The organism is Virgibacillus sediminis, from assembly GCF_042643265.1.
Taxonomy (GTDB): Bacteria; Bacillota; Bacilli; order Bacillales; family Amphibacillaceae; genus Virgibacillus_O; species Virgibacillus_O sediminis.
Window position 1 is genome coordinate 35,439 of record NZ_JBHRRZ010000015.1, and the last position, 23,122, is coordinate 58,560.

The window sequence follows — 23,122 nt, forward strand, 5'->3', positions numbered from 1 at the left end:
TCTTCACTATTTACGCTTTCTAGCAGCTTCAGATTTCTTTTTACGACGAACGCTAGGTTTTTCGTAATATTCACGCTTACGATATTCAGATAGTGTACCACTTTTTGACACACTACGCTTAAAGCGACGAAGAGCATCTTCAAGAGACTCGTTTTTACGAACGCGAGTTGTATTTGACATGCTAATTTCCCTCCCTCCGAAGCACAAAACAGAATTATGAAAGCATATGTAAACTATCATATGCCTTCATAAAGTATAATATAAAATGTCCCTGGGGTCAACTGCATATTCCATTCTATTTAATTCAAGGAAAGTATCGCCATCGATACTAATAATCGGAAGATCCTTTGCCGCCTTTTATGATATCTATGCCTGCACTCGCTCCTATTCTTGTAGCGCCTGCATCGATCATTGCTTGGGTTGTCTGATAGTCCCTTACACCACCTGAGGCTTTTACACCCATCTCTTCTCCTACTGCCTCCCGCATCAATTTGATGTCTTCCACTGTTGCCCCTCCACCGGAGAATCCTGTTGAAGTTTTTACGAAATCCGCGCCTGCTTCCTTCGCTAATTTGCACGCACGGACTTTCTCCTGTTCGGACAAGAGGGAAGTCTCAATAATAACTTTGGTTAATGCCTGTCCTTTGGCAGCTTCTACAACTGCTTTTATATCGTCTTTTACAGCATCCTCATTGCCTGATTTCAGTTCTCCCACGTTAATTACCATATCAACTTCTGTAGCGCCATCTTTGATGGCCTGCCTTGTTTCAAACTCTTTCGTAGCAGTGGAGGTAGCACCAAGAGGAAATCCTATTACTGTACATACCTTCACAGAAGTATCCTTCAATCTGCTGTAGCAGTAAGGAACCCAATGAGGATTGACACAAACAGATGCAAATTCATGCTCTATTGCTTCATTCACTATCTGTTCAATTTTTTCCTTTGCCGTTTCCGGCTTTAACTGTGTATGGTCAATATATTTAGCTAAATCCTTACTCATTTGAATGCCTCCCGAAAATTAGATGTACGTACCTCTATCCATGATAGCATGGTGAATTATAAAAAGCTATGGCGAGAGATAGTTTATGCCACTTGTTTTTATTTAACCGTTACATTAAACAAGACCCAGCCGCCTGGCTGGGTCTTGTTATATTAGTTATTAGCGGCAATTTGAGCGTGTGTGGCATTCTCCATAATGCGCACGAAAGTTCCATCATTGAATGGGTATCCCGACTGGGTAATCTTCACGCGGACAATTTTGCCAATCATATCCACGGTACCTTCAAAACGGACTTTTAAATAATTATCCGTATAACCGACTAACAATCCGCCCTCCCCTTTTTCCTCGGGAATGACTTCAAGAACCTCATCCTCATACCTGGATGCATACTTTTCAGCAAGCTGGTTAGACAGTTCAATCATTTTCTGTACACGTTCATTTTTGATTTCTTCATCAATTTGATCCTTCATCATAGCTGCCGGTGTTCCGGTACGGCGGGAAAATGGAAACACATGCAGTTCAGAGTAACCGACTTCCTTGATGAAGTTGTAAGTTTCCAGGAATTCTTCCTCTGTTTCACCTGGAAAACCAACTATAACATCAGAGGTAATGGCCAAATCAGGCAGCGCCTGCCTAATCTTCTCCACTTTCTCTTTGTAATAGTCACTGGAATATTTTCTACGCATTCTGGCAAGTACAGTGTCAGATCCTGATTGAAGAGGAATATGCAGATGCCTTACAATCTTGTCTGAATTATTTAATGCTTCAATAACTTCATCTGTTATCTGACTGGCCTCAATGGAAGAGATGCGAATACGTTTCAACCCATCTACTTTTGTCTCCAAATCATTCAGCAGCATAGCAAAATTATAATCAGTCATATCCTCACCGTACCCTGCAGTATGAATGCCAGTGAGCACGATTTCTTTGTACCCTGCCTCCACCAGCTTTTTCGCCTGGGAAACTACATTTTCTGGATCTCTGGAACGCAGAAGGCCTCTCGACCATGGAATAATGCAGAACGTGCAAAAGTTATTGCACCCTTCTTGGATTTTCAAGGAAGCACGGGTGCGGTCGGTGAATTCTGGAACATCCATCTCTTCAAACACACGATTTTTCATAATGTTGGAAACACCATTGATTGGTTCCTTTGTGCTTTTATGCTCTTCAATATATTGAATCATTTGTTTGCGATCCTGAGTACCAACAACTATGTCCACGCCCGGTATTTCCATAATTTCACCCGGAGAGGTCTGGGCATAGCAGCCAGTTACACAGACAACCGCATCTGGATTCTTTCGTACAGCACGCCGAATCGTTTGCCGGCTTTTTTTGTCGCCCGTATTTGTAACGGTGCATGTATTGATCACATAGACATCGGAGTCATGGTCAAACTCCACCCGTTCATAACCATGCTCCTTGAACATGCGCCAAATTCCTTCTGTTTCATAGTGGTTAACCTTACAGCCCAAAGTGTGAAATGCTACGGTTGGCATTATTGGCACCTCAATTCTTCAAGATGGTAGGAAATGCTTGCAAGCGTATATAATGCAGCTGTTTCCGTCCTTAATATTCTCGGCCCCAGTCTAACTGGGTGGAATCCCTGTTGTATCAGTTTTTCGGCTTCTTCGGAGGAAAAGCCTCCCTCCGGCCCGATACATACAAATATCTTTTGTCCTGGCTCAGCCTTTTGCAGGATATCCCCTAGAGACGGGCTCTGCTTTCCTTTGGCTTCCTCTTCATAGGGGAAAATTTTCAACTCATATTGGGAACTTTCCTCAAGTAGCTCCGAGATCTGCATGGCCGGATGAATAGAGGGTATTTTGTTGCGATGGCTCTGTTCACTTGCCTCTTTAGCTATTTTAGAATAGCGCACCAACTTTTTCTCCATTTTTTTGGAATCCCAGAGCACGACAGACCTGTCAGCTTGAAAAGGAATGAAAGACGAAGCGCCGAGCTCGGTCCCTTTCTGTATGATCAAATCCATTTTATCTCCTTTTGGGAGCCCTTGTGCAATGGTAACATTTACCGGAAGCTCAGCAGAACCTTCTAGATTCTCTAGGATCATCGCAATTACCCGGTTGTTTTCCACTTGTGTTATCTCACAGATGGAAGCCTGCCCTTCCGGGTGATTGCAAATGATTTTATCCCCTTCTTTGAATCTCATAACCCGCACTACATGGTGAAAATCGTCATCCGTTAAGATAACATGTTCTCCTGCCCAATTTTCATTTGGAACAAAATAACGTTGCATGGCAAACACCTACTTTTGACTAAATACCTGCTTTTTGAGCGATGACAGAGATCCACTCTTCCATCTCGTTTACTTCGATAATGTTAAATCCCTGCTGCTCCAGTTGATCCATTACCAACTGTTTTTTATTTTGAATAATCCCTGAAGTTATGAACAGCCCACCGTCAGCAAGATTATTCCATGCATCTCCGACGAATCGGACAATGATTTCTGCAAGAATGTTAGATACAATGATATCCACCTTCATGTTCACATGGTTCAGGAGGTTGTTCTGCTTGGCTGTCACCTGGTTTTCAAGTTTGTTCAGCTTCACATTCAGTTCAGTGCTTTTCACGGCGACGTCATCCAGATCAAAAGCGTGTACTTCTTTTGCTCCGAGCAGTACCGACGCAACACTCAGGACTCCCGATCCTGAACCAACGTCAATTACCTTATCCCCTTTTTGAATATAATGCTCCAAAGCTTGTATACTGAGAACTGTAGTCGGATGTGTACCGGTCCCGAACGCCATTCCCGGATCCATCTCTATAATGACTTCATCAGTGTCTGTCGGGGTATATTCTTCCCAGGTCGGAATGATGGTGATTTTCTCCGAAATCTTAACAGGCTTATAATACTTTTTCCATGCCGTCGCCCATTCTTCTTCGTTTATTTCACTTAAGGTGACATCATTTTTGCCAATATCTATATCATAAATAATCAAGTTATTGATATTTTGCTTGATTTGCTCGACGGTCTCCCCAAGAAAGCTGTTGACCGGCAAATACGCTTTCACATAAACACCTTCATCCGGGTATTCATTCGGATTGAGTTCATAAACTTCTCCAAAAAAGGTATCCCTTTCCTTCTCCAGATCGAGAGGATCCTCTATCACAAGCCCACTTGCACCTGTTTCATGCAGTATATTAGCAATCGGCTCAATTGCCTCATTGGTTGTGTGAATACATATTTCCGACCATTTCATTCCGGCATCCATCCTTTTTGAAGACTTATATGTAATGCGATGCTGGAAGTCCAGCATCGCTTTCTCTTATTTAAAGGCATTCTTGAATTTTTGGAACAGGGAACTGTCCTGTTCATTCGTAGAATCATTGCCCCCTATTTCATTGAATTCACGGAGCAATTCTTTTTGGCGGTCAGTCAGTTTTGTAGGTGTTACAACTTTGACGATGATATGCTGGTCCCCATGGCCATAACCCCTTACATTCGGAGCACCTTTTCCTTTGAGGCGGAAGGTTTTGCCTGTCTGGGTTCCTGCAGGTATCTTCAATTTCACTTTGTCATGAACGGTGGGAACCTCCACCTCGTCTCCTAAAGCAGCCTGTGCGTAATTCAGAGGAAGTTCACAATAGATATGATCTCCTTCTCTCTCGAAGAAGTCATGCGGTTTGACTTGGATAACGACGAACAAATCCCCTGGAGGACCTCCATTGACCCCGGAATCGCCTTTGCCGGCCACTCTGATCTGCTGTCCCTCATCAATACCAGCAGGAATATTTATATGAATGGTCTTCTGAGTCTTAACTTTTCCATTTCCGTGGCAGGTCGTGCATTTTTCCTCAATGATTTTGCCCGAGCCATTACAATGCTGGCATACCCTGCGGTTAACCACTTTGCCGAATGGTGTATTCTGTTCCATGTTCATTTGGCCAGAGCCATTACAGTGTGAGCAAGTTTTTGGCTTTGTACCAGGTTTTGCCCCAGACCCGTTACATGTATCACAGGTCTCTTCCTTAGGAATTTTAATATCCGTTTCTTTTCCAAAAATAGCCTCTTCAAACTCAAGCGTCATGGTATATTGAAGATCAGCACCTTGCCTAGGGGCGTTCGGATCTCTCCTGCGTCCTCCGCCGCCAAAGAACATATCGAAAATATCTCCAAATCCGCCGAAATCTTCAGCTCCTCCGCCGAATCCACCAAAGCCCTGACCTTGAGCTCCTGCATGGCCGAATTGATCATACTGGGCTCGCTTCTGCTCATTGCTTAATACTTCATACGCTTCTTTTGCCTCTTTGAATTTGTCAGCTGCATCTGGTTCATTGTTTACGTCCGGGTGATATTTTCTGGCAAGCTTTCGGTAAGCTTTTTTTATTTCATCTTTAGAAGCGCCTTTCTCGACACCAAGCACCTCATAATAGTCGCGTTTGCTCACTTGTGAATCACTCTCCCACTACACTTATGCATAAATTTTATCTTATCATCATTCCTTTATTGATAGCAACTCGATTTTCGTAAAAAAGCCAAAGCCAAGGAAATCCTGACTTTGACTTTTTACCGGATCAATAATTATTTTTTATCTTCGTCGTCTACTTCTTTATAATCAGCATCTACTACGTCGTCTCCGCTTTCGCCTGTTTCCTGACCCTGCTGCTGAGCTTGTTGCTGCTGCATTTGCTCATAAAGTTTGACAGAAAGCTGTTGGACTTGTTCCTGCAATGCTTCTTTCTTTTCTTTAATCTGTTCGAGATCATCTGATTCGATAGCTTTCTTCAATTCTTCTTTTGCATCTTCAGCCTTTTGCTTTTCATCTTCTGTGACCTTGTCTTCTAGATCTTTAATAGTCTTATCGGTGGTGAAGATGAGCTGGTCTGCTTCATTGCGAAGTTCCACTTCTTCACGGCGTTTTTTATCCGCTTCTGCATTTTCTTCCGCTTCCTGTACCATTTTATCCACTTCTTCATCCGATAGACCTGAAGAAGATTTAATGGTGATAGATTGTTCTTTATTCGTACCCATATCTTTCGCACGTACATTTACAATGCCGTTTGCATCGATATCGAAGGAAACCTCGATTTGAGGCACTCCGCGTGGTGCGGGTGGAATATCTGTCAACTGAAAGCGTCCCAGGGTTTTATTGTCCGCAGCCATCTCGCGTTCCCCTTGGAGAACATGGATATCAACGGCTGTTTGATTGTCAGCGGCAGTTGAGAATACCTGAGAGTGACTAGTTGGAATAGTAGTGTTACGCTCGATTAGTTTCGTTGTTACTCCACCCATCGTTTCAATACCAAGGGAAAGAGGTGTCACGTCAAGCAGTACCACATCTTTTACATCACCTTGCAGCACACCACCTTGAATGGCAGCCCCTAAGGCCACTACTTCGTCAGGGTTAACTCCCTTGGATGGATCTTGGCCAACTTCCTTTTTGATCGCTTCTTGAACTGCAGGAATCCGAGTAGAACCCCCTACAAGAATGACCTTATCAATTTCACTTGCAGAAAGATCTGCGTCAGACAGCGCCTTTCTGGTCGGTACCATAGTACGCTCAACCAAGTGGGAAGACAGCTCCTCAAACTTAGCACGTGTTAGGTTCATTTCCAGGTGCAATGGGCCAGCTTCTCCTGCCGTGATAAATGGCAGTGAAATCTGTGTCTGTGCTACGCCGGAAAGGTCTTTTTTCGCTTTCTCAGCAGCGTCTTTTAGGCGCTGAGCTGCCATTTTATCCTGGGAAAGGTCGATTCCGTTTTCTTTTTTGAACTCCGCTACCATATGATCGATGATGACTTCGTCGAAATCATCCCCACCTAAACGGTTGTCGCCGGCAGTGGAAACCACCTCGAATGTACCGTCGCCAATATCAAGGATTGATACATCAAAGGTTCCCCCGCCCAAGTCATACACGAGAATCGTTTGGTCCTGATCCTCTTTATCGATACCGTAAGCAAGAGCTGCTGCTGTTGGTTCGTTGATGATACGCTCTACTTCCAAACCGGCAATTTTACCGGCATCTTTGGTTGCCTGGCGTTCTGCATCATTGAAATATGCAGGAACGGTGATAACGGCCTTTTCCACTTTTTCTCCAAGATAATCTTCTGCATAAGATTTAATGTGCTGCAGAATAATAGCTGAAATCTCTTGTGGTGTGTAATCTTTATCTTCAATTTTAACTTTATAATCTGTCCCCATATGCCGCTTAATGGACTGGATGGTATTAGGGTTGGTGATTGCCTGTCGCTTAGCAACTTCCCCTACCTGTCTTTCACCATTTTTAAAAGCAACAACAGAAGGAGTTGTTCGATTGCCTTCGGGGTTAGGGATAACGGTAGATTCCCCACCTTCCATGACAGCCACACATGAATTTGTTGTTCCTAAGTCAATTCCGATTATTTTACTCATAGCTCATTTCCTCCTTAACAACTCAGCAGATTATTTATTTACCTTTACCATTGCTGGCCTGATAACTTTGTCTTTCAACATGTACCCTTTTTGAAGTTCCTCTACAATTATGTTGGAGCCGACATTTTCATCTTCTGTCTGCATCACTGCATGATGAAGATTGGGATCAAACTCTTTCCCCTCGGTCTCAATCACTTCGACCCCTTGGGAGGCAAGTGCATCCACTAACTGCCTATACACCATAGTTATCCCATCTACCAGACTGGATGTTGCCTCAGTAACTTCCACCTGCAGCGCTCTTTCAAAGTTGTCCAATGCAGGAAGCAGTTCGTTCACTAACTCTTCCGATTTATACTTACGGGCTGCTTCTTTTTCTTTCTGTGTACGCTTCTTGAAATTGTCAAACTCAGCTTGAAGACGTAGTACGCGATCCCTGGCTTCCTCTTTGTCCTGCCTGAGCTGCTCAATTTCCTTCTTCAATGAAGCAGCATTTTTATCATCGGCCTCCACCGAAGAATCATCATTATCGATTACTTCAACATCCTCGGATGTTTGGGTGGTTTGTTGACCGTTCTGGTCCTGCTGTTCTTCTATTTGTTCATTTTTCTCCTGTTCTTCCACACGTTCCACCTCCAATATACACAGTCATTATCATAGAATAAATTGTTCGGGGTTTTCAATTAATATGATACCGGATAATGCAGTCCACCCCATCCCATCCTGTGTCAGTCGTTCTTCTGATACCACTTGTAAAAGGCATCGGTCATTTCATTGGAAAGCACATTCATTAACGTAATTACCTTTCTATATTCCATACGGGTGGGACCGAGCAATGCAATCGTGCCCACCTGCCCCTCACCCAAATGGTAGGCCGAGGTGATCAGGCTGAGATCCTTTATGGCGTCCACTGGATTTTCTGTACCAATGGATACATTCAATCCGTCAGTCTTCTTTTTTAGAAGGCTGGCAATTTCCTCCTCTTGTTCCATCAAGGAATAGAATGCTCTGATTTTTTCCACATCATTGAATTCCGGCTGCATCAGTATGTTCGACTTTCCGCCAATGTACAACTTGACTGGATGATCATGCTGGAATATGGCTTTTAAATAGTCATGGGATTTTTCATAATCCTGTAAATAACTCCTCATAAGAAGGTTAATTTCTGCATTGAACATATCAGGGAGATTGATCAGTGGCACTCCCTGGAGCCTTTCATTTAGAATATTAACCATCTTTTCCAGATCAGCCGGATTTATTTCAGCTGGAACAGAAAAAGTGCGATGTTCCACATGCCCAGTATTTGTAATCAGAATTGCCACCGCTGTGTGCTGCGACAAAGTAACAATCTGGAGCTGCTTAAGTTTGGTTTCTACCAGTTCCGGCCCAAGAATAATGGATGTATAATTCGTCAGTTCGGACAATACTTCCGCTGACGTCTGAACGAGCTGCTCAAACTCAAAAAAACCCTCATTTATGAAATTCCGAATGACTTTGATCCCCTCATTCATGGATGCCGGCTTAATCAGGTGATCCACATAATAGCGATACCCTTTTTCTGAGGGAACCCTTCCGGAAGAAGAATGTGTCTTCTCCAAATAGCCCATATCCTCAAGGTCAGCCATCTCATTCCGAATGGTCGCTGCACTATAGGTTATATCATCTTTTTTAGAAATCGCACGTGATCCTACTGGATGCGCCGTTTCAATAAAGTCGTCAATTATAACCTGTAGGATTAACAACTGCCTTTCTGTTAGCATGATAATCACCTCTGTTAGCACTCGAAAGTATTGAGTGCTAAATCTAATAATAAATTATCAAATCACCTATTCATTGTCAATTAACAAGCTCCAAATCTTTTTGCTCCAACATGAATTCTTCAAACACACTATTTGCAAGCAAGAGACCATCTTCAGTTAACTGAAGTGCGTGTCTTGTTTCCGTCATAAGCCCCCTGGCTGTCATTTTACGAATGGCCTGCCCGTATAGCTCCTCCAGATCAAAGCCGAATTTATCTTTAAAACAGCTTTTATCCACACCCTGTATTTTGCGTAGTCCGAGGAACATTTCCTCTTCTATTCTCTCTTTCAATCCTATTTTCTCTCGTTGCAGAACCGGCTCCCCATTCTCCTTGGCTTGTTTAATATATGCCGGAAGTGCACCTATATTGGCAACCCTTTCCCCAGGAAGATAAGCGTGTGCCCCAGCACCGAATCCGTAGTAATGCTCGTTTTTCCAATAGGTCAGGTTATGTCTGCTTTCATAGCCGGGCTTGGCAAAATTGCTGATCTCATATTGGACTTTTCCGTGCTTATGCATCGTTTCCCTCAGAATATGGTACATCTCCACTTCCTCTTCCTCTGCAGGCAGCATCAATTGACCCTTCTTCCTTCTCTGGTAGAAGACGGTTTTAGGTTCTATCTGCAGAGCATAAGTAGAATAATGTGGGAGGTTAAATTCCAGTGCCTCCTCCAATGATCTCCTAAAATGGTCAACTGTCTGATTTGGCAGACCATAAATCAGATCCAGACTAATATTGTGGAGCCCATTCCTGGTAAGAATGTCGACTGTCTCATAAACATCGCGTACCCTATGATGCCTTCCTAGCTGTTTCAGGAATTGATCATCCATTACCTGAACCCCGAAGGAGATCCTGCTGACACCATTATCCTTAAGAATAGCCGCCTTTTCATCATCTAAGTCCCCAGGGTTTACTTCAATTGAAAATTCTTTTAGTGCCGGCACATTAATCCGGCGATGGATAAGAGCGAACAATTGCTGTAATTGTTGTGCATTCAGTGCAGTAGGAGTGCCTCCTCCAATAAAAATGGTGTCTAACTCATGATGTTCTCCAGGTAGATACTGTTCCATTTCACTTGCTAAAGCTTCCAGATAGTCCTCGGCTCTCTTCTCCTTGTACATGAATTTTACGAAGTCACAGTAATAGCAGATCTGTAAACAAAAAGGAATATGAATATATGCGGATTTCACTTGGTTCAAATCCTGGTCCCCCTGTTTTAGATTGATGGTTTATTCAGTAGCTGAAGAACTGGATTATTACAGAAGTAAAAGGGAAAACCCGTCAGCCACTGAAGCATCCAGGTTCTCCCATGCTTTTAATTATTATCATCATCCATTTGTAGAACAGCCATAAATGCTTCCTGGGGAACCTCTACAGACCCCACCATCTTCATTCTTTTCTTGCCCTCTTTCTGTTTCTCCAGCAACTTCCGTTTACGGGAAACATCCCCGCCATACAGTTTGGCGGTAACATCCTTCCGCATTGCTTTAATAGTGGACCTGGCTACTATCTTATTACCGATAGCGGCTTGAACAGGTACCTCAAACTGTTGTCTTGGTATAAGCCCTTTCAGTTTTTCGGCAATCTGTTTGCCCCGTTCATAGGCAAAGTCCCGGTGAACGATGAAAGACAGAGCATCAATGGTGTCACCATTTAGAAGAATATCCATTTTGACCAAATTCGATGGCTGATGGCCAATTATTTCATAATCAAAAGAGGCATACCCTTTTGTATGGGATTTCAGCTGATCAAAGAAGTCGTATACTATCTCCCCTAAAGGAATATGATAAATGACATTTACCCGTATATCATCCAGGTACTCCATATCTACAAACTGACCGCGTTTCTTCTGAGACAACTCCATTACAGATCCTACGTACTCATTCGGCACCATGATGGTCGCTTTTACATATGGTTCACGTACCTCATTGATGACCTGAGGATCCGGCATTTCTGATGGGTTATCTACGTGGATTATTTCTCCGTCCGTTTTTTCTACCTCATAAATAACACTTGGGGCTGTAGTAATTAATGAAATATCGAATTCTCGTTCGATTCTTTCCTGGATAATTTCCATGTGTAAAAGACCCAGGAATCCGCAGCGGAAGCCAAACCCTAATGCTTGGGAGGTCTCTGCTTCATATTGTAAGGAGGAATCATTCAATTCCAAACGTTCCAATGCATCCCTCAAAGCGTTATAATCGTTTGAATCGACTGGATACAGTCCGCAGAACACCATGGGATTGAGTCTGCGATAGCCAGGTAGCGGCTCTTCTGCAGGTTGATCAACATGGGTGATTGTATCACCCACTCTGGAATCTCCTACATTTTTGATGGAGGCGGTCAAATATCCGACATCCCCAACAGTCAGTTCATCCTTATTGACTTGCTGTGGCGTAAACACCCCTACGTCATTCACCTCGAACTCTTTTCCCGTAGCCATCATCCTGATTTTATCGCCGACTTTGACCGACCCTTCTTTGACACAAATATAGGCGATAACCCCGCGATAGGAATCATATAGAGAATCAAAAATCAGTGCCTTTAGAGGTTCCTCTGGGTTTCCTGCAGGTGCAGGGATAGCCTCTGTTATCCTTTCAAGTATTTCTTCAATACCGATATTGGACTTGGCTGATGCCAAGATTACATCTTCCGGATCAATCCCGATCACATCCACCAACTCTTCTGTTACTCTATCTGGATCTGCACTTGGCAGATCAATCTTATTAATAACAGGAATGATTTCCAATTCGTTGTCCAATGCCAGGTATAAATTAGCCAATGTCTGGGCCTCAATTCCTTGAGCCGCATCTACGACTAATATGGCACCTTCACAAGCTGCAAGACTTCTTGATACTTCATATGTAAAATCAACATGTCCTGGAGTATCAATCAGATGAAAAATAAACTCTTCATCGTCCTTGTTTATATATTTAAGCTGAACAGCATTCAGCTTAATAGTGATGCCTCTTTCCCGTTCCAAATCCATAGAATCAAGAAATTGTTCCTTCATTTCCCGCTGTGTCAGTGACTTGGTATTTTCAAGAATCCGATCAGCGAGGGTAGATTTACCGTGGTCAATATGTGCTATAATCGAAAAATTACGTACATTTCGTTGTTTCTTTACCATCCGTGCTGTTCACTCCTGCCTACCTTCCTCCTGTCCGTGATGGTGGAAGGCTCATTTTTAACAAGGTTCATACTAGGAATGATTATAGCAATAGAACCGGCTTTATTCAATGAAAAGAGATAGCCTGGACAGTCGATGGACCGTTTAGCAGTTATTGAAAATCTAAACAAATAATTCGGAAATCCCATACATAATGGCAACGATCGCCTCATAAAAACCACGAACCGCCACCTCGAGTACCGAAGCAGCTCTGTGGGTGAAATGCTCAGGCTCTTCCATACTCAGTGCTTCTCTACCCGGAGTGTGAACGTACTTGTCAGGCTGATTTTCTTCAATCACCTCCCCTTCCGCCACGTAGTTAAATTCCTCTTGTTTTTGTACTGGTTCAGAATAACTGGATCTTTCCATTCCATAAACCATTCCACCCATAAAGAAAACGGCGAGTAATAAAATGACAATGACCGTGCGCAATTCCATCCCCCCTTACTAATTTCCGTCCACTGCTTCTGCATCCCAGTAAAAGTCACTGAATACTTCTGCCAGTGCGTCGGCAGATCGGTATAATTCTTCCATATTATTTTCTACACCACCAAATTCCAGAAGCAATGCATTTTCCGATAAATCTTGGTTAAATACCCCATTTGTACCGGCACCTTTTTTCGGCAGTACCCCCCTGCTTAGTCCAGGGTACTTCTCTTCTATTAAATAATGAAGTTCTGTGGCGAATTCCAGGTTCTGTTCATATGTCTCAAATTCGGCCCCTACTACAATCATAACTCGAGCGTACGATTCCCCATTTATTTCTTTCGTAGTATTCTCCCTTGAAAGGGAGTCACGGTGCAGATCAAAAACATATTGAATGTCCTTATTATTGGCAAATGCCTCCTGGACTACTTCCCGGGATGCGTTGTAAGAGGCTCCATAATCCAATTCCCTTTCCTGCAGGACACTCATGATATCGGTAGTATCGACCTGTGTACCAATCCCTCTTGCCTCCAGCTGCTCGGCAAGCCGCTCACTTACATTGGTAATGTTTACCTCTGGATGGTGAGCTTTATTTGGGTCAGAGATATCTGGCAGATGCGGCAGGAACGACTCCCTGTTATGTGAATTATACAAAAAGACAATATCTTTATTCCCCGTTGTAGGAGCAGCTCCCGACCTATCCGCTGTTGGTTCATCTTCCTTATCCGGCTTCCCCTCATCAACAACGGCTTCCCGTTCCTTAAGCACCTCTTCAAGCGGTGGAGACGACTCATGTGGAAGATTGGTATAGTCTGTGCCTTCACCTGCAATCAAGATATGATTGTTAAAGATAGAAAAACCAGGAAGTTCATTTCCAACTAGGCTTCTGGGATCATTGGGGCGTATGCTCGTTGCAATTTGAAGAAGTGATGTGTGAAGCTTCGGAAACATTTGGTCTTCCGGAAACGCATTCTGGAAACTCCGGTTTTCCATCCCTAGCAAATAAAGAAAAACGGATCCATCGACATCGCTTGTCCATTCTGTGATCATATTGGAGGATAAACGGTAGGCCGGTTGAATTGTTGTCAAAGTTCCTATAGAAATAAACAGTAAAAATATAGACAGCAGGTATATTGAACTTTTCTTCAGAAGGGCTCTGCCTCGTTGATCATTTTTATTCCTAACCAGCATTTTCCGCTCCTCCTTCTGCTCATCCTTTAATAAACTCTATGAGGAGAATGCGTTAACTAGAACCAAATCTTTCATTCCCCTCACCTAATAGAGCATATAAGAGAGTTATCTCGAGTAACTGGCGAAATTATCAACATCCACCTGTTCATGTAATGCCGCATTTACTCCGTTTGCTATCACTGTTGCCATATCTACCATGAATCCGTCCACTTCCTTAGGGGTTACCATTAAATTATGTCCAAGAGGAGTCAATACTTCCGATATGAGCTTCCTTTTTTCTTCTTCCGACAAGCCGCCTACCATGCCTAGAAAGGTTCTTCTTTTTTCTTCATCTGGAAGATCTTCTTCGGTATACTTCTTTTCCCCAAATGCCATGCCAGCCGGGACCAATGATTTGGATGGCCTATCCTTCTCTGCCCATTCACGTCCAAAATGCTTCAATAGAAAATCAATGGTGTCACTGGTAATCGTTACCGCATCAACTACAGTCGGAACGCCTATTGCCAACGTCGGAATACCGAGCGTTTCCTCACTCAGCTCTTTCCTTTTATTCCCTACGCCCGATCCAGGGTGGATGCCGGAATCTGACAGTTGGATGGTTTCATTCACCCTTTCAATCGAACGGGATGCCAATGCATCAATAGCAATGATGAAGTCGGGCTTGAATTTTTCCACGATACCGAAAATAATATCACTTGTTTCAAGTCCTGTTACCCCCATCACCCCTGGGGTTACCGCTGCTACAGGCCGATACCCATCCGAGACTGTCTCATGCTCCATTTTGAATAAATGGCTGGTGACAAGGACTTTCTCAACTGCCATTGGCCCAAGGGCATCCGGAGTCACATTCCAGTTCCCAAGTCCGACGATCAAACCTGTCCCATCCTTATCAATACCATTTTTGGAAATCAGTTGTTCCAATTCTTTAGCAAGCACCTTTGCAGCATTTTCCTGCCGCTTCGTATCCTGCTTTTTGACGCCGTCTGCATAAATAGTTACATAAGATCCAGCTTTCTTGCCGAGAAGCTTTTCTCCTTCCTTGTCTATATCAACATAGGAAATTTTAATCTCATTTACTTCCCGCTCTTTTATGGTTACACCCTTCAATTTGCTTTCCTGCTGGCTCGTATCCGATTCCACGTACATATCCTTCGCTTCTACAGCAAGGTCGGTTCTAACCTGATATACTTTTTCCTTATCTTCCATATACATTTCACCCTTTGAATGTTTTTTACAGTCTATAATTAGAATCTGCAAAGGAGGAGAAAACATACAAAATGGACGTGAAGATGATAAAGTTATTGAAAAGGTTGCCTTCCTCTGGTAAAATGTCTCTTGTCCACAGACAAGCTGCGATATGCTTTTTATTGCTCCTAGGAGAATAAAATGAAAGCTTATAATCAGCTCTTCAGGAGGTGAAATCATGGCAAATATCAAATCTGCAATCAAACGTGTTGATGTAAATAACAAGAAGCGTGCTCACAACCAAAAATTCAAGTCAGAAATGCGCTCTCAAATTAAACGTCTAGAGAAATTAGTAGATGCAAAAGACACTGAAAACGCAAAAGCTCAGCTGCAGACTGCAATGAAGCAAATTGACAAAGCTGTTCAAAAAGGTCTTATCCACCAAAACAGCGGTAACCGTCAAAAATCCCGTTTGGCTCAAAAGGTCAACAGCATCAGTGCATAATAAAAAAACGATCCAGAACTGGATCGTTTTTTTATTATGCTTTTTTTAAGGGATGAATCAACTGATACAACAACAGCTCAAATGCCAGCCCCTTTTCCATCCCCCCCTGTTTCATACGGGCGTCCGCAGTTGCCAATTCATTAATAATCGCTTTCAGCCCCTCTATACTGAATTGCTTCTCCCGGCTTACTGCAATTTTGATAACATAAGGATGAACACCTAATTGCTTTTGCATTTGGGCCTGGCTGTACCCTTTCATTTTAAGCAGTTTAACTCGTAGAATAGTCCGAAACTGAAAAGACAACAAACCAATTAAGGCAATTGGCTCTTCTTTCATTTTCTCTAGGTCTTTATAGATCGAAATTGCTTTGGCCAAATTTCGTTCAATTACCGCATCAACCAACCTCAAGGAAGATGCATCCGACGTATGGGATACCAACTGCTCTGCTATTTCCCGGGTTACTGTCCCATTTTCCCCTACAAAAAGAGCCAGTTTACCCAACTCACTCTCTAAAAGCTGCAAGTTTGATGACAATTCCGTTTCTAAAATCTCGTAGGCATCCTCGGCAATGGTAATATGCAGCTGTTTCGATAACTCATTAATCCATTTAGGAACCTCATATTCCTTGATTGGATTGCAAATAGCCACTTCGGCATTTTTCTTCAAGAGTTTGGAGATTTTTTTCCGCTCATCGAATTTTTCATAGGGTGCAGTCAGAATCAGAACACTATAGTCAACCGGTGCATCTAAATAACGTTCCAGTTCCCCTAAATCATGTTCGGCCGCCACTTTATCAGGTCTTGCCTTTAAAAAAACCGGATTATTGGCAATAACCAGCTTTTTCTCCCCAAAAAAGGGATATGTCTCGACATCTCCGATCACTTCCTGAATGGAAACCTCCTCCAAATCGTATACGGAAAGATTTTCTTGTTCTCCCTGAAGCACTTTGCTGCTGATCATCTTCTCTAAATTATGTATAAAATATGACTCCGTACCATATAGTAAATATACCGGAGAAATTTGCCCTTTTTTTACCTTGGTCAATGTTTCCATGTATGACATCCGCTTCACTCCAATTAGATATAGTAATAATGGTAAATCGTCTGAGGCGGATTGGCAAGATTTAAATGGAAAGGGGGAATGTGCACCCGTTCCCCCTATGATCTATATGAACGCTTCCAGTGGAGCTCTAGAAACCCCACCGAAAACGATGTTTTTTCCTTACCTATATATTTTCCCTTCCCGTACAAAAGTATAGATGACAACTCTTTCTAGAAATGGAGAACATATGGGAAGCAAATTCTGCAGCTGTGTTTCTATAAAATGGAACAAATAAGCCTGCGTGGTAGATTTTTTTTAACATTTATTTTATACTTAGGATGACATAGGAGGGGTTAAAGTGAACGAATTCGAAAAAAATCCGCAATCACAAAATCACGATGTATCTGATTCCATTATAGGCTTTGCTACTTCATTTATTTTCTTTTCCCTGATTTTTGCGATCGGTGTAGTTATCAGTGTAGTTGGCCGTTAAACTCTACACATACTTAGGAATTATTGAATAATTTCTTATAAAAGAGACTGGCATCAGTCTCTTTTTTTCTGCTATCTGACTACTTTAGCCTATGGCAAGTAACGGTAAAAAGTTCCCCGTTTTCCATGGAAACGGAATTGTATAGCACCATGTGTATCCGTCCGCAGTACAGTCGTTTGGGAAAGAGTATCGATGACATCTGGTGCGGGATGGCCGTATCTATTATCTCTGCCTACAGAGATCAGAGCATATTCTGGGGCAATCTGAACTGCAAATTCCATGCTTGTAGAGGTATTGCTCCCATGGTGAGCTACCTTTAGTACATCTGCCTTAAGCAAGAGATATCTTTTCAGCATCTCCTTCTCTTCCTCTGCTGTTATGTCCCCTGTAAACAGCCAGGATTTCCCTCCGACCTGTGTATAGAACACAAGGGAGTTCTGATTAACACTTCCCCTATCCTCAATAGGTGCTAAAATATGCAGTGTCTGGCCTCCTATCCGGATAGTGTCCCCGCCCTTCGCCATTGTATGATCGATACCTTTTCTCTGCCAGATGGACAGCGTTCCCTCTTCCACAACATAAAAAGGGCTAGTTATAACTTGTTCCATTTTAATTTGATCCATCATAAAATCAAGTGATCCGCTATGATCTGTATCTTCATGGGTTACGATCACCGCATCGAGCTTCTGTATCCCATGAGAATATAAATAAGGCTTAATGACCCGTTCAAATACATGGTCACTTGCCTCCATATCGGAGTAGGAGAAATGCGAGCCGGCGTCCACCATGAACACTCCTCTTCTGTATGGGAGTTCCACAATAATTGCTTCGGCTTGACCCACATCCAGCATGGTGATCTTCCCTTCTGGAGAAAAATATGGTTGCAGAGCAGGGTATAAAATGACAGAAACCAAACAACAGCTGTATATGACTGCTTCTTTTTTCTTTCCAAGCTCTATTCCCATCATGAATAAAATAAGGGTTACATAATATGCCACCATCAGCCACAATGGCCATTCACCCATAACTAGCGGGAAGGAGGCTTGGTTGTCCACCCAATGAATTAGGTCAAGCATGTGAAAGTGCAGCCAGCTGAAACAGGCATCTATCTTATGCACAACTGAATTAGGTAAAGGGATGAGAAGAAAGGAAAGAAATGAAAATGGGATAACGAACAGGGAAAAATAAGGGACAATAAGTGAATTCAGCAGGATTGACAGGGGCTGGAAATAATTAAAATACGTAAATAATAGTGGGAGAATCATTAATTGCGCAACTACACTGATGTTAAGTATTTGAAAATAACGGGATTCGCTTTGGGAAAACCATCCCGCTGACAGAATCAATGAAAAAGTGACGGCGAAAGACAATTGGAAGCCGACATGATAAATCACATACCTGTCCCATAATATTAGTAGGATAAAGGCAATACTTAGAATATCAGCAGTATGCAGTTTCCATCCGATTTTCCTTAACAGAACAAGAGTACAGATCATCATACTTGCTCTTAATACGGATGGCTCTCCTCCTGCCATAAGGACATAAAATGGGAAAAAGATGAGCAAAGACCATTCAGCTTTTTCTTTAGTAGTGATATTCAACTTTACAAAAAACATATAAATGAAACTTGCAAGCAGACCGACATGCAGTCCCGATATAGCCAAGACATGGGAAAGGCTCCACCTTTGGAATAATTTGACCGTTTCCTCGGGGATTAAAGAATCATCTCCCAACACCAAGGCGCTTGTCCAGGCAGCCATATTGTCTCCAAGGTTATCAGTTACCAGTTGAAGCAATGTATGACGGAAATGAAGAAGAGCGGCGGCCACACCGCTCCCTCCTTCACACCTGATAGCTTCGCTTGAGTTGATCAACAATTGATAAGAAATGCCATTGGAATAAAGATAATTGGCATAATCAAATTGTCCGGGGTTGGAACTAGGTGAAGGGATTTCCATATTGCCTGCAATTACACAAGAAGCACCGTATCTTATTTCAGAGGGAAGGCCATCTGTAGGAGATCGATTGAATTGTGTGACGGAGACAAGCGATCCTGCTTCCGCCTCCCTAAACAGGAATTCCAGTCTACTTTCCGTGACAGTAATCGCACTTGCAATCTCACCTATGTAAGGGGAAGCGGGAATATCCTTTGTGTCGGGTAAACCTTGTGGGGATGGGAGGTAAACGAGGAAAAAAGCCATCGAAACGAGAGCAATAGCAGTAGGAAGCCTGCCGATACGCCCTCGCAGATGCAAATAAAACACCCATAGAAGGTATACTGCAACCGGCCAATAGTTATCTTGTCCTGCTCCAAAAGCTGCAGCCAGACCACTACCGGCTGCAATATGCCAATAGCCCTTCATCTTACTGTCTCCTCAGCATCATAACTTAAACAGCGATTCAGCTTCTCTTTTCAATTCCTCTGAATCGTCATCATTATTGCTGGATATCTTTTTAAGCAATGATTGCACTAATTCCTTTTTTTCCACATAATGCGTATCCACCGCCAAGTAATCCAATTCAACCTTGATCGTATCTACGCCAGCCTCTTCAAAAAGCTCGACTGCATACGGGTGGTTGTGATAGTCCTCTGCGTAATATACTGTTTTAATACCGCTTTGAATCAATTGTTTACAGCACTGCAGACATGGAAAGTGGGTGACATAGATATCAGCATTTTCCGTTGGGACCCCGAACTTGGCGCATTGCAGCAATGCATTGGCTTCAGCATGTACGGTACGGACACAATGACCGTCTATCACATAGCATCCTTCATCTACACAGTGTATACTGCCAGTGACACTTCCATTGTATCCTCCAGCAATTATCCGCTTGTCCCTAACAATCGTAGCGCCTACCATGAGCCTCGTACATGTGCTCCTTAAGGCAAGCAAATGACTTTGTGCCATAAAATATTGATTCCAAGAAATTCGCTCCATATGTATTCTCCTCTTTTTCTTATAGTTTACATGGTCATTTTGCCGCTGGTCAATCCAAGAACTAGGGCACCTGGATTTGGTCGAGAAGTCCCTCTAATGTCTTCTCTCCTATTCCAGAAACCTCCAGGAGATCTTCGGCCGACTGGAACATGCCATTCTCTTCTCTGTATTGTACAATTGCCTCTGCTTTTGCCGGTCCAATGCCACTTAGGCCCTGGATTTCCTCCAAGGATGCATAATTAATTCTTAATCTGTCAGCCGCAGTCTGCATACTTTCCCCGCCGGAAGGATGCTCATCAATTATTGGAATAAGCACCATCATTTCGTCCGTAACTCTCTGGGCTAGATTTACCTGTGTTTGATCTGCCTGTTCCGAAAATCCCCCGGCCATCTGTATGACGTCGTTCAACCTGGAATCAGCAGATATTTCATACACACCCGGTTCTGCGACTGCCCCTTTCACATCAACGACGGCAATGCCTGCCGAACTCTCCTCCGCGCCTTCTGCCGGCTTAAGAGCCGGAGGAGCGGCTGTTTGAAATTCTTCTTCCTTCGATTCATCGGAAGGATAATTCATGATAAGAAAAAACAAAAGCAGAAAAACGGAGAAAATGAGGAAAATGGAACCTTTTTTCAGCTGGGTCAGCATGGGGACACTTCCTTTTGTTTTGATAATAACAGCGAGTAATTATATTATTCGACAGATATTAATAAAATCCTCTCACATAGGAAGGGCCGGGATATGGAAATTATCCCGGCCTCTTTTCAGCTGAAAAGAAAATTCTCTCTGCATTTTCTAGGGTGTTTTCCATTTTTAAGTTGAAATCACCGTAGACTTTTATGTTTCCAAACCCAGAAGCTGCCAAAAGTTTTGTGAAAAAATCAACCGAATACGTACGCTGGTGATGGTATTCGTCAAACCGTTCATACTTGTTATCCCCGGCTGCGGCAAAAAAAGTAAGGTCATGATACATTTCCCCAGGGTTTTCACCTTCTGAACAGAACCAAATATATGAAGCATCATCCAACACATCAGCGAACGTATTATTGATCAAATCATTTTCTACATGATTTAAGGAATGAACATCGAATAAAAAGAGACCGCCCTCATTAAGTAGAGCAGAAACGTTATGGAAGACCTCCTTAAGTTCGCCGGGTTCTGTTATATAATTGATGACATCGCAATAGCTTACTGCTGCATCATACCCGGCTGGTCCTTTCAGACTTCTAAGGTCTTGGCATATCCATTGGATTGAATGAGGGTGTGAAGCTTTGTGTTCAGCGTATGTGAGCATATCCTCAGAATTATCCACTCCCGTCACTTCATACCCTGCTTCTGCTAGGCGGATCGTAATTTCTCCGGTACCGCAGCCCAGATCGATTACTCTTTTGGCCGGTTTTCCGTACAGCCTGAATGCTTCTTCGGTGAACTCAAGCCACTGGTCATACGGGGCATGTTCCATCAGCCTGTCATAGAGATAGGCCATTTGTTGGTAAGCCATACTCTATCCTTCCTGACTGACATGCAACGCTACAGGCGCCGCATCTCCCCACAAACGTTCAAGGTTATAATAATGTCGCTCATCTTTATGAAAAATGTGGCATACAATATCTCCGATGTCTACAAGTACCCAGCGCGCTTGCTCCAGCCCCTCAATTCTTGTCACGCTGATATTGTTTTCATCCATTGTATCTTTGATTGCTCTGGCAATTGCTTGAACCTGCCGTTCATTGCTGCCATGGCAGATGAGGAAATAATCTGCAACCAACGAGACCTCATTCATATCTAAAGCAACAATATCTTCTGCTCTTTTATCGTCACAGGCCTCAGCAACCAGTTGGATAATTTGTTCATTTTTCATTAATTAAAGCCCTCCAGTTAATTTTCTAGTTAAGTCATTATATGCATGGAAGGTATCAGGGTAAACGAGCGTTTGTTTATTTGTCAGAAACTGGATGGTGTTCCTGGCTGCCATCCAACAGCTTCGGGTTAAATCTGTTTTGGCCGTTTCCCTAACCTCCTTTACTCCAGGAAATGCCCTCCCCGGCTCAATATAATCCGCCAGGAAAATAATCATTTCCATCTTCGTCATGTTTGCTCTCCCGGTCGTATGATAGTGGATCGCATTTTGAATATCTTTATCTTTCAGTCCATATTCCCTCTCCAGCAGAATGGCTCCTACCGGTCCATGCCAAAGTTCATGATGGTAATCCAGCAAATCTTTCGGAAGCCTGCTGGAGATAATCCACCGTTTTAATTCATCTTTCGAGCGATATTTTGCATGATCATGCCAGACTGCAGCCAATTCTGCTTTTTCAGCAGATTCCCCGAACTTTTCTGCCAGCTCTACAGCAACCTCTGCAACGCGCAGGGAATGATCATACCTTTCTTTGGTCAAGTGAGGTCTTACTTTTTCTCTTGCTTCACTTATTTTCATACAACTTGTTCTCCTTCATATAAGCATAGACTGATTCAGGTATGAAGTAATTGACGGTTTTACCTTCCTTAACCCTTCTCCTGATAAACGTAGAGGAAATATCAATGGTAGGCACTTCCACCTCCACTACGGGGTACGGGCTGTCCAGCTTATATCCACTTCTTTTCACCCCAGCAAATGTCACCAGATGGATGAGTTCATTGATCCGATGCCAATTAGGAAGGTACTCTACCATGTCCGCTCCAATGATGAAGAAGAATTCCGTCTGAGGATATCTCTCGGACAATTCTTTCATTGTATCCACAGTGTATGATTTGCCGGACCTTTCTATTTCTAAAGCCTCCATTTTGAAAGCCTTATTCCCCTCTATTGCATGGGCAAGCATTTTTTTTCTGTGTTCGGGACTTGATTTGGCCTCATCTTTATGTGGTGGTGTATAGGATGGTATAAACCATATTTCCTCAAGGCTTAAGGAGAGGCGCACTTCTTCAGCAATGATTAAATGGCCAAGATGAGGAGGATCAAATGTGCCTCCTAAAATTCCAACTCGTTTCATACATTTCTCC

Annotated in this window: 24 protein-coding genes; 2 read left to right on the forward strand and 22 right to left on the reverse strand. The window is 43.0% G+C overall.

Translation table 11 applies throughout. The annotated features are described in order from the left end of the window. Positions 1-6: 6 nt before the first annotated feature. The 14 genes from rpsU to gpr form a co-directional block, all read right to left on the reverse strand. Positions 7-180 (reverse strand): 30S ribosomal protein S21, encoded by a 174-nt coding sequence (gene rpsU / locus ACFODW_RS08585; protein WP_163970042.1) that lies wholly within the window; start codon positions 178-180, stop codon positions 7-9. 148 nt (positions 181-328) lie between these two features. Continuing rightward, a complete protein-coding gene (gene deoC, locus ACFODW_RS08590) occupies positions 329-1,000 on the reverse strand; it encodes a deoxyribose-phosphate aldolase (protein ID WP_390305330.1) in 672 nt (223 codons plus the stop codon). 152 nt (positions 1,001-1,152) lie between these two features. Beyond that, positions 1,153-2,496 (reverse strand): tRNA (N(6)-L-threonylcarbamoyladenosine(37)-C(2))-methylthiotransferase MtaB, encoded by a 1,344-nt coding sequence (gene mtaB, locus ACFODW_RS08595; RefSeq protein WP_390305333.1) that lies wholly within the window; start codon positions 2,494-2,496, stop codon positions 1,153-1,155. Next, complete coding sequence (locus ACFODW_RS08600) at positions 2,496-3,254, reverse strand: 16S rRNA (uracil(1498)-N(3))-methyltransferase (protein ID WP_390305335.1); 759 nt, start codon at positions 3,252-3,254, stop codon at positions 2,496-2,498. Before ACFODW_RS08600 ends, mtaB begins: the two co-directional genes overlap by 1 nt. 19 nt (positions 3,255-3,273) lie before the next feature. Next, positions 3,274-4,218, reverse strand: a complete 945-nt coding sequence (gene prmA, locus ACFODW_RS08605) for a 50S ribosomal protein L11 methyltransferase (RefSeq protein WP_390305338.1) — start codon at positions 4,216-4,218, stop codon at positions 3,274-3,276. A 66-nt stretch (positions 4,219-4,284) separates the two neighbouring features. Continuing rightward, positions 4,285-5,406 (reverse strand): molecular chaperone DnaJ, encoded by a 1,122-nt coding sequence (gene dnaJ / locus ACFODW_RS08610; RefSeq protein WP_390305342.1) that lies wholly within the window; start codon positions 5,404-5,406, stop codon positions 4,285-4,287. 134 nt (positions 5,407-5,540) lie between these two features. Next, the gene (gene dnaK / locus ACFODW_RS08615) at positions 5,541-7,370 is read right to left on the reverse strand and encodes a molecular chaperone DnaK (RefSeq protein ID WP_390305344.1); all 1,830 of its coding nucleotides are present in this window, start codon (positions 7,368-7,370) and stop codon (positions 5,541-5,543) included. A 30-nt stretch (positions 7,371-7,400) separates the two neighbouring features. Then, on the reverse strand, positions 7,401-7,991 hold the full coding sequence (gene grpE / locus ACFODW_RS08620; RefSeq protein WP_390305346.1) for a nucleotide exchange factor GrpE: 591 nt from the start codon (positions 7,989-7,991) through the stop codon (positions 7,401-7,403). Positions 7,992-8,095: 104 nt separating this feature from the next. Continuing rightward, a complete protein-coding gene (gene hrcA, locus ACFODW_RS08625) occupies positions 8,096-9,127 on the reverse strand; it encodes a heat-inducible transcriptional repressor HrcA (RefSeq protein WP_390305350.1) in 1,032 nt (343 codons plus the stop codon). Positions 9,128-9,203: 76 nt separating this feature from the next. Beyond that, positions 9,204-10,367, reverse strand: coding sequence for a radical SAM family heme chaperone HemW (gene hemW, locus ACFODW_RS08630; protein ID WP_449366080.1), 1,164 nt, complete (start codon positions 10,365-10,367; stop codon positions 9,204-9,206). Positions 10,368-10,483: 116 nt separating this feature from the next. Next, entirely contained in the window at positions 10,484-12,298 is a 1,815-nt protein-coding gene (gene lepA, locus ACFODW_RS08635) for a translation elongation factor 4 (RefSeq protein WP_390305353.1), read from the reverse strand. Between the two features lie 162 nt (positions 12,299-12,460). Beyond that, positions 12,461-12,775 carry a hypothetical protein gene (locus ACFODW_RS08640; protein WP_390305355.1) on the reverse strand — a complete coding sequence of 105 codons (315 nt, stop codon included), beginning with the start codon at positions 12,773-12,775 and terminating at the stop codon, positions 12,461-12,463. A 9-nt stretch (positions 12,776-12,784) separates the two neighbouring features. Beyond that, positions 12,785-13,954 carry a stage II sporulation protein P gene (gene spoIIP, locus ACFODW_RS08645; protein WP_390305357.1) on the reverse strand — a complete coding sequence of 390 codons (1,170 nt, stop codon included), beginning with the start codon at positions 13,952-13,954 and terminating at the stop codon, positions 12,785-12,787. Between the two features lie 105 nt (positions 13,955-14,059). Next, positions 14,060-15,160 (reverse strand): GPR endopeptidase, encoded by a 1,101-nt coding sequence (gene gpr / locus ACFODW_RS08650; RefSeq protein ID WP_390305359.1) that lies wholly within the window; start codon positions 15,158-15,160, stop codon positions 14,060-14,062. A 217-nt stretch (positions 15,161-15,377) separates the two neighbouring features. On the opposite strand from gpr, the gene rpsT reads away from it, so the two are divergent. Continuing rightward, positions 15,378-15,644 carry a 30S ribosomal protein S20 gene (gene rpsT / locus ACFODW_RS08655; protein ID WP_390305362.1) on the forward strand — a complete coding sequence of 89 codons (267 nt, stop codon included), beginning with the start codon at positions 15,378-15,380 and terminating at the stop codon, positions 15,642-15,644. 34 nt (positions 15,645-15,678) lie between these two features. Here the strand turns inward: rpsT and holA are convergent, their stop codons facing one another. Beyond that, positions 15,679-16,707 (reverse strand): DNA polymerase III subunit delta, encoded by a 1,029-nt coding sequence (gene holA, locus ACFODW_RS08660; protein WP_390305365.1) that lies wholly within the window; start codon positions 16,705-16,707, stop codon positions 15,679-15,681. 337 nt (positions 16,708-17,044) lie between these two features. Here holA and ACFODW_RS08665 point away from each other — a divergent pair, with 337 nt between their 5' ends. After that, positions 17,045-17,179, forward strand: coding sequence for a YqzM family protein (locus ACFODW_RS08665; RefSeq protein WP_390305367.1), 135 nt, complete (start codon positions 17,045-17,047; stop codon positions 17,177-17,179). Positions 17,180-17,268: 89 nt separating this feature from the next. On the opposite strand, the gene ACFODW_RS08670 is transcribed toward ACFODW_RS08665, so the two are convergent. From ACFODW_RS08670 to ACFODW_RS08700, 7 genes are all read right to left on the reverse strand, one after another. Then, a complete protein-coding gene (locus tag ACFODW_RS08670; protein WP_390305369.1) occupies positions 17,269-19,542 on the reverse strand; it encodes a DNA internalization-related competence protein ComEC/Rec2 in 2,274 nt (757 codons plus the stop codon). Between the two features lie 18 nt (positions 19,543-19,560). After that, complete coding sequence (locus ACFODW_RS08675) at positions 19,561-20,118, reverse strand: ComE operon protein 2 (RefSeq protein ID WP_390305371.1); 558 nt, start codon at positions 20,116-20,118, stop codon at positions 19,561-19,563. A 61-nt stretch (positions 20,119-20,179) separates the two neighbouring features. Continuing rightward, the gene (locus ACFODW_RS08680; protein WP_390305373.1) at positions 20,180-20,767 is read right to left on the reverse strand and encodes a helix-hairpin-helix domain-containing protein; all 588 of its coding nucleotides are present in this window, start codon (positions 20,765-20,767) and stop codon (positions 20,180-20,182) included. 100 nt (positions 20,768-20,867) lie between these two features. Next, positions 20,868-21,620 carry a class I SAM-dependent DNA methyltransferase gene (locus ACFODW_RS08685; protein WP_390305375.1) on the reverse strand — a complete coding sequence of 251 codons (753 nt, stop codon included), beginning with the start codon at positions 21,618-21,620 and terminating at the stop codon, positions 20,868-20,870. 3 nt (positions 21,621-21,623) lie between these two features. Continuing rightward, positions 21,624-21,980, reverse strand: coding sequence for a ribosome silencing factor (rsfS, locus tag ACFODW_RS08690; protein WP_390305378.1), 357 nt, complete (start codon positions 21,978-21,980; stop codon positions 21,624-21,626). Positions 21,981-21,983: 3 nt separating this feature from the next. Beyond that, positions 21,984-22,556 carry a bis(5'-nucleosyl)-tetraphosphatase (symmetrical) YqeK gene (gene yqeK / locus ACFODW_RS08695; protein ID WP_390305380.1) on the reverse strand — a complete coding sequence of 191 codons (573 nt, stop codon included), beginning with the start codon at positions 22,554-22,556 and terminating at the stop codon, positions 21,984-21,986. Then, on the reverse strand, positions 22,543-23,112 hold the full coding sequence (locus ACFODW_RS08700; protein ID WP_390305383.1) for a nicotinate-nucleotide adenylyltransferase: 570 nt from the start codon (positions 23,110-23,112) through the stop codon (positions 22,543-22,545). The genes yqeK and ACFODW_RS08700 overlap by 14 nt, the downstream gene beginning before the upstream one ends. Positions 23,113-23,122: the final 10 nt, after the last annotated feature.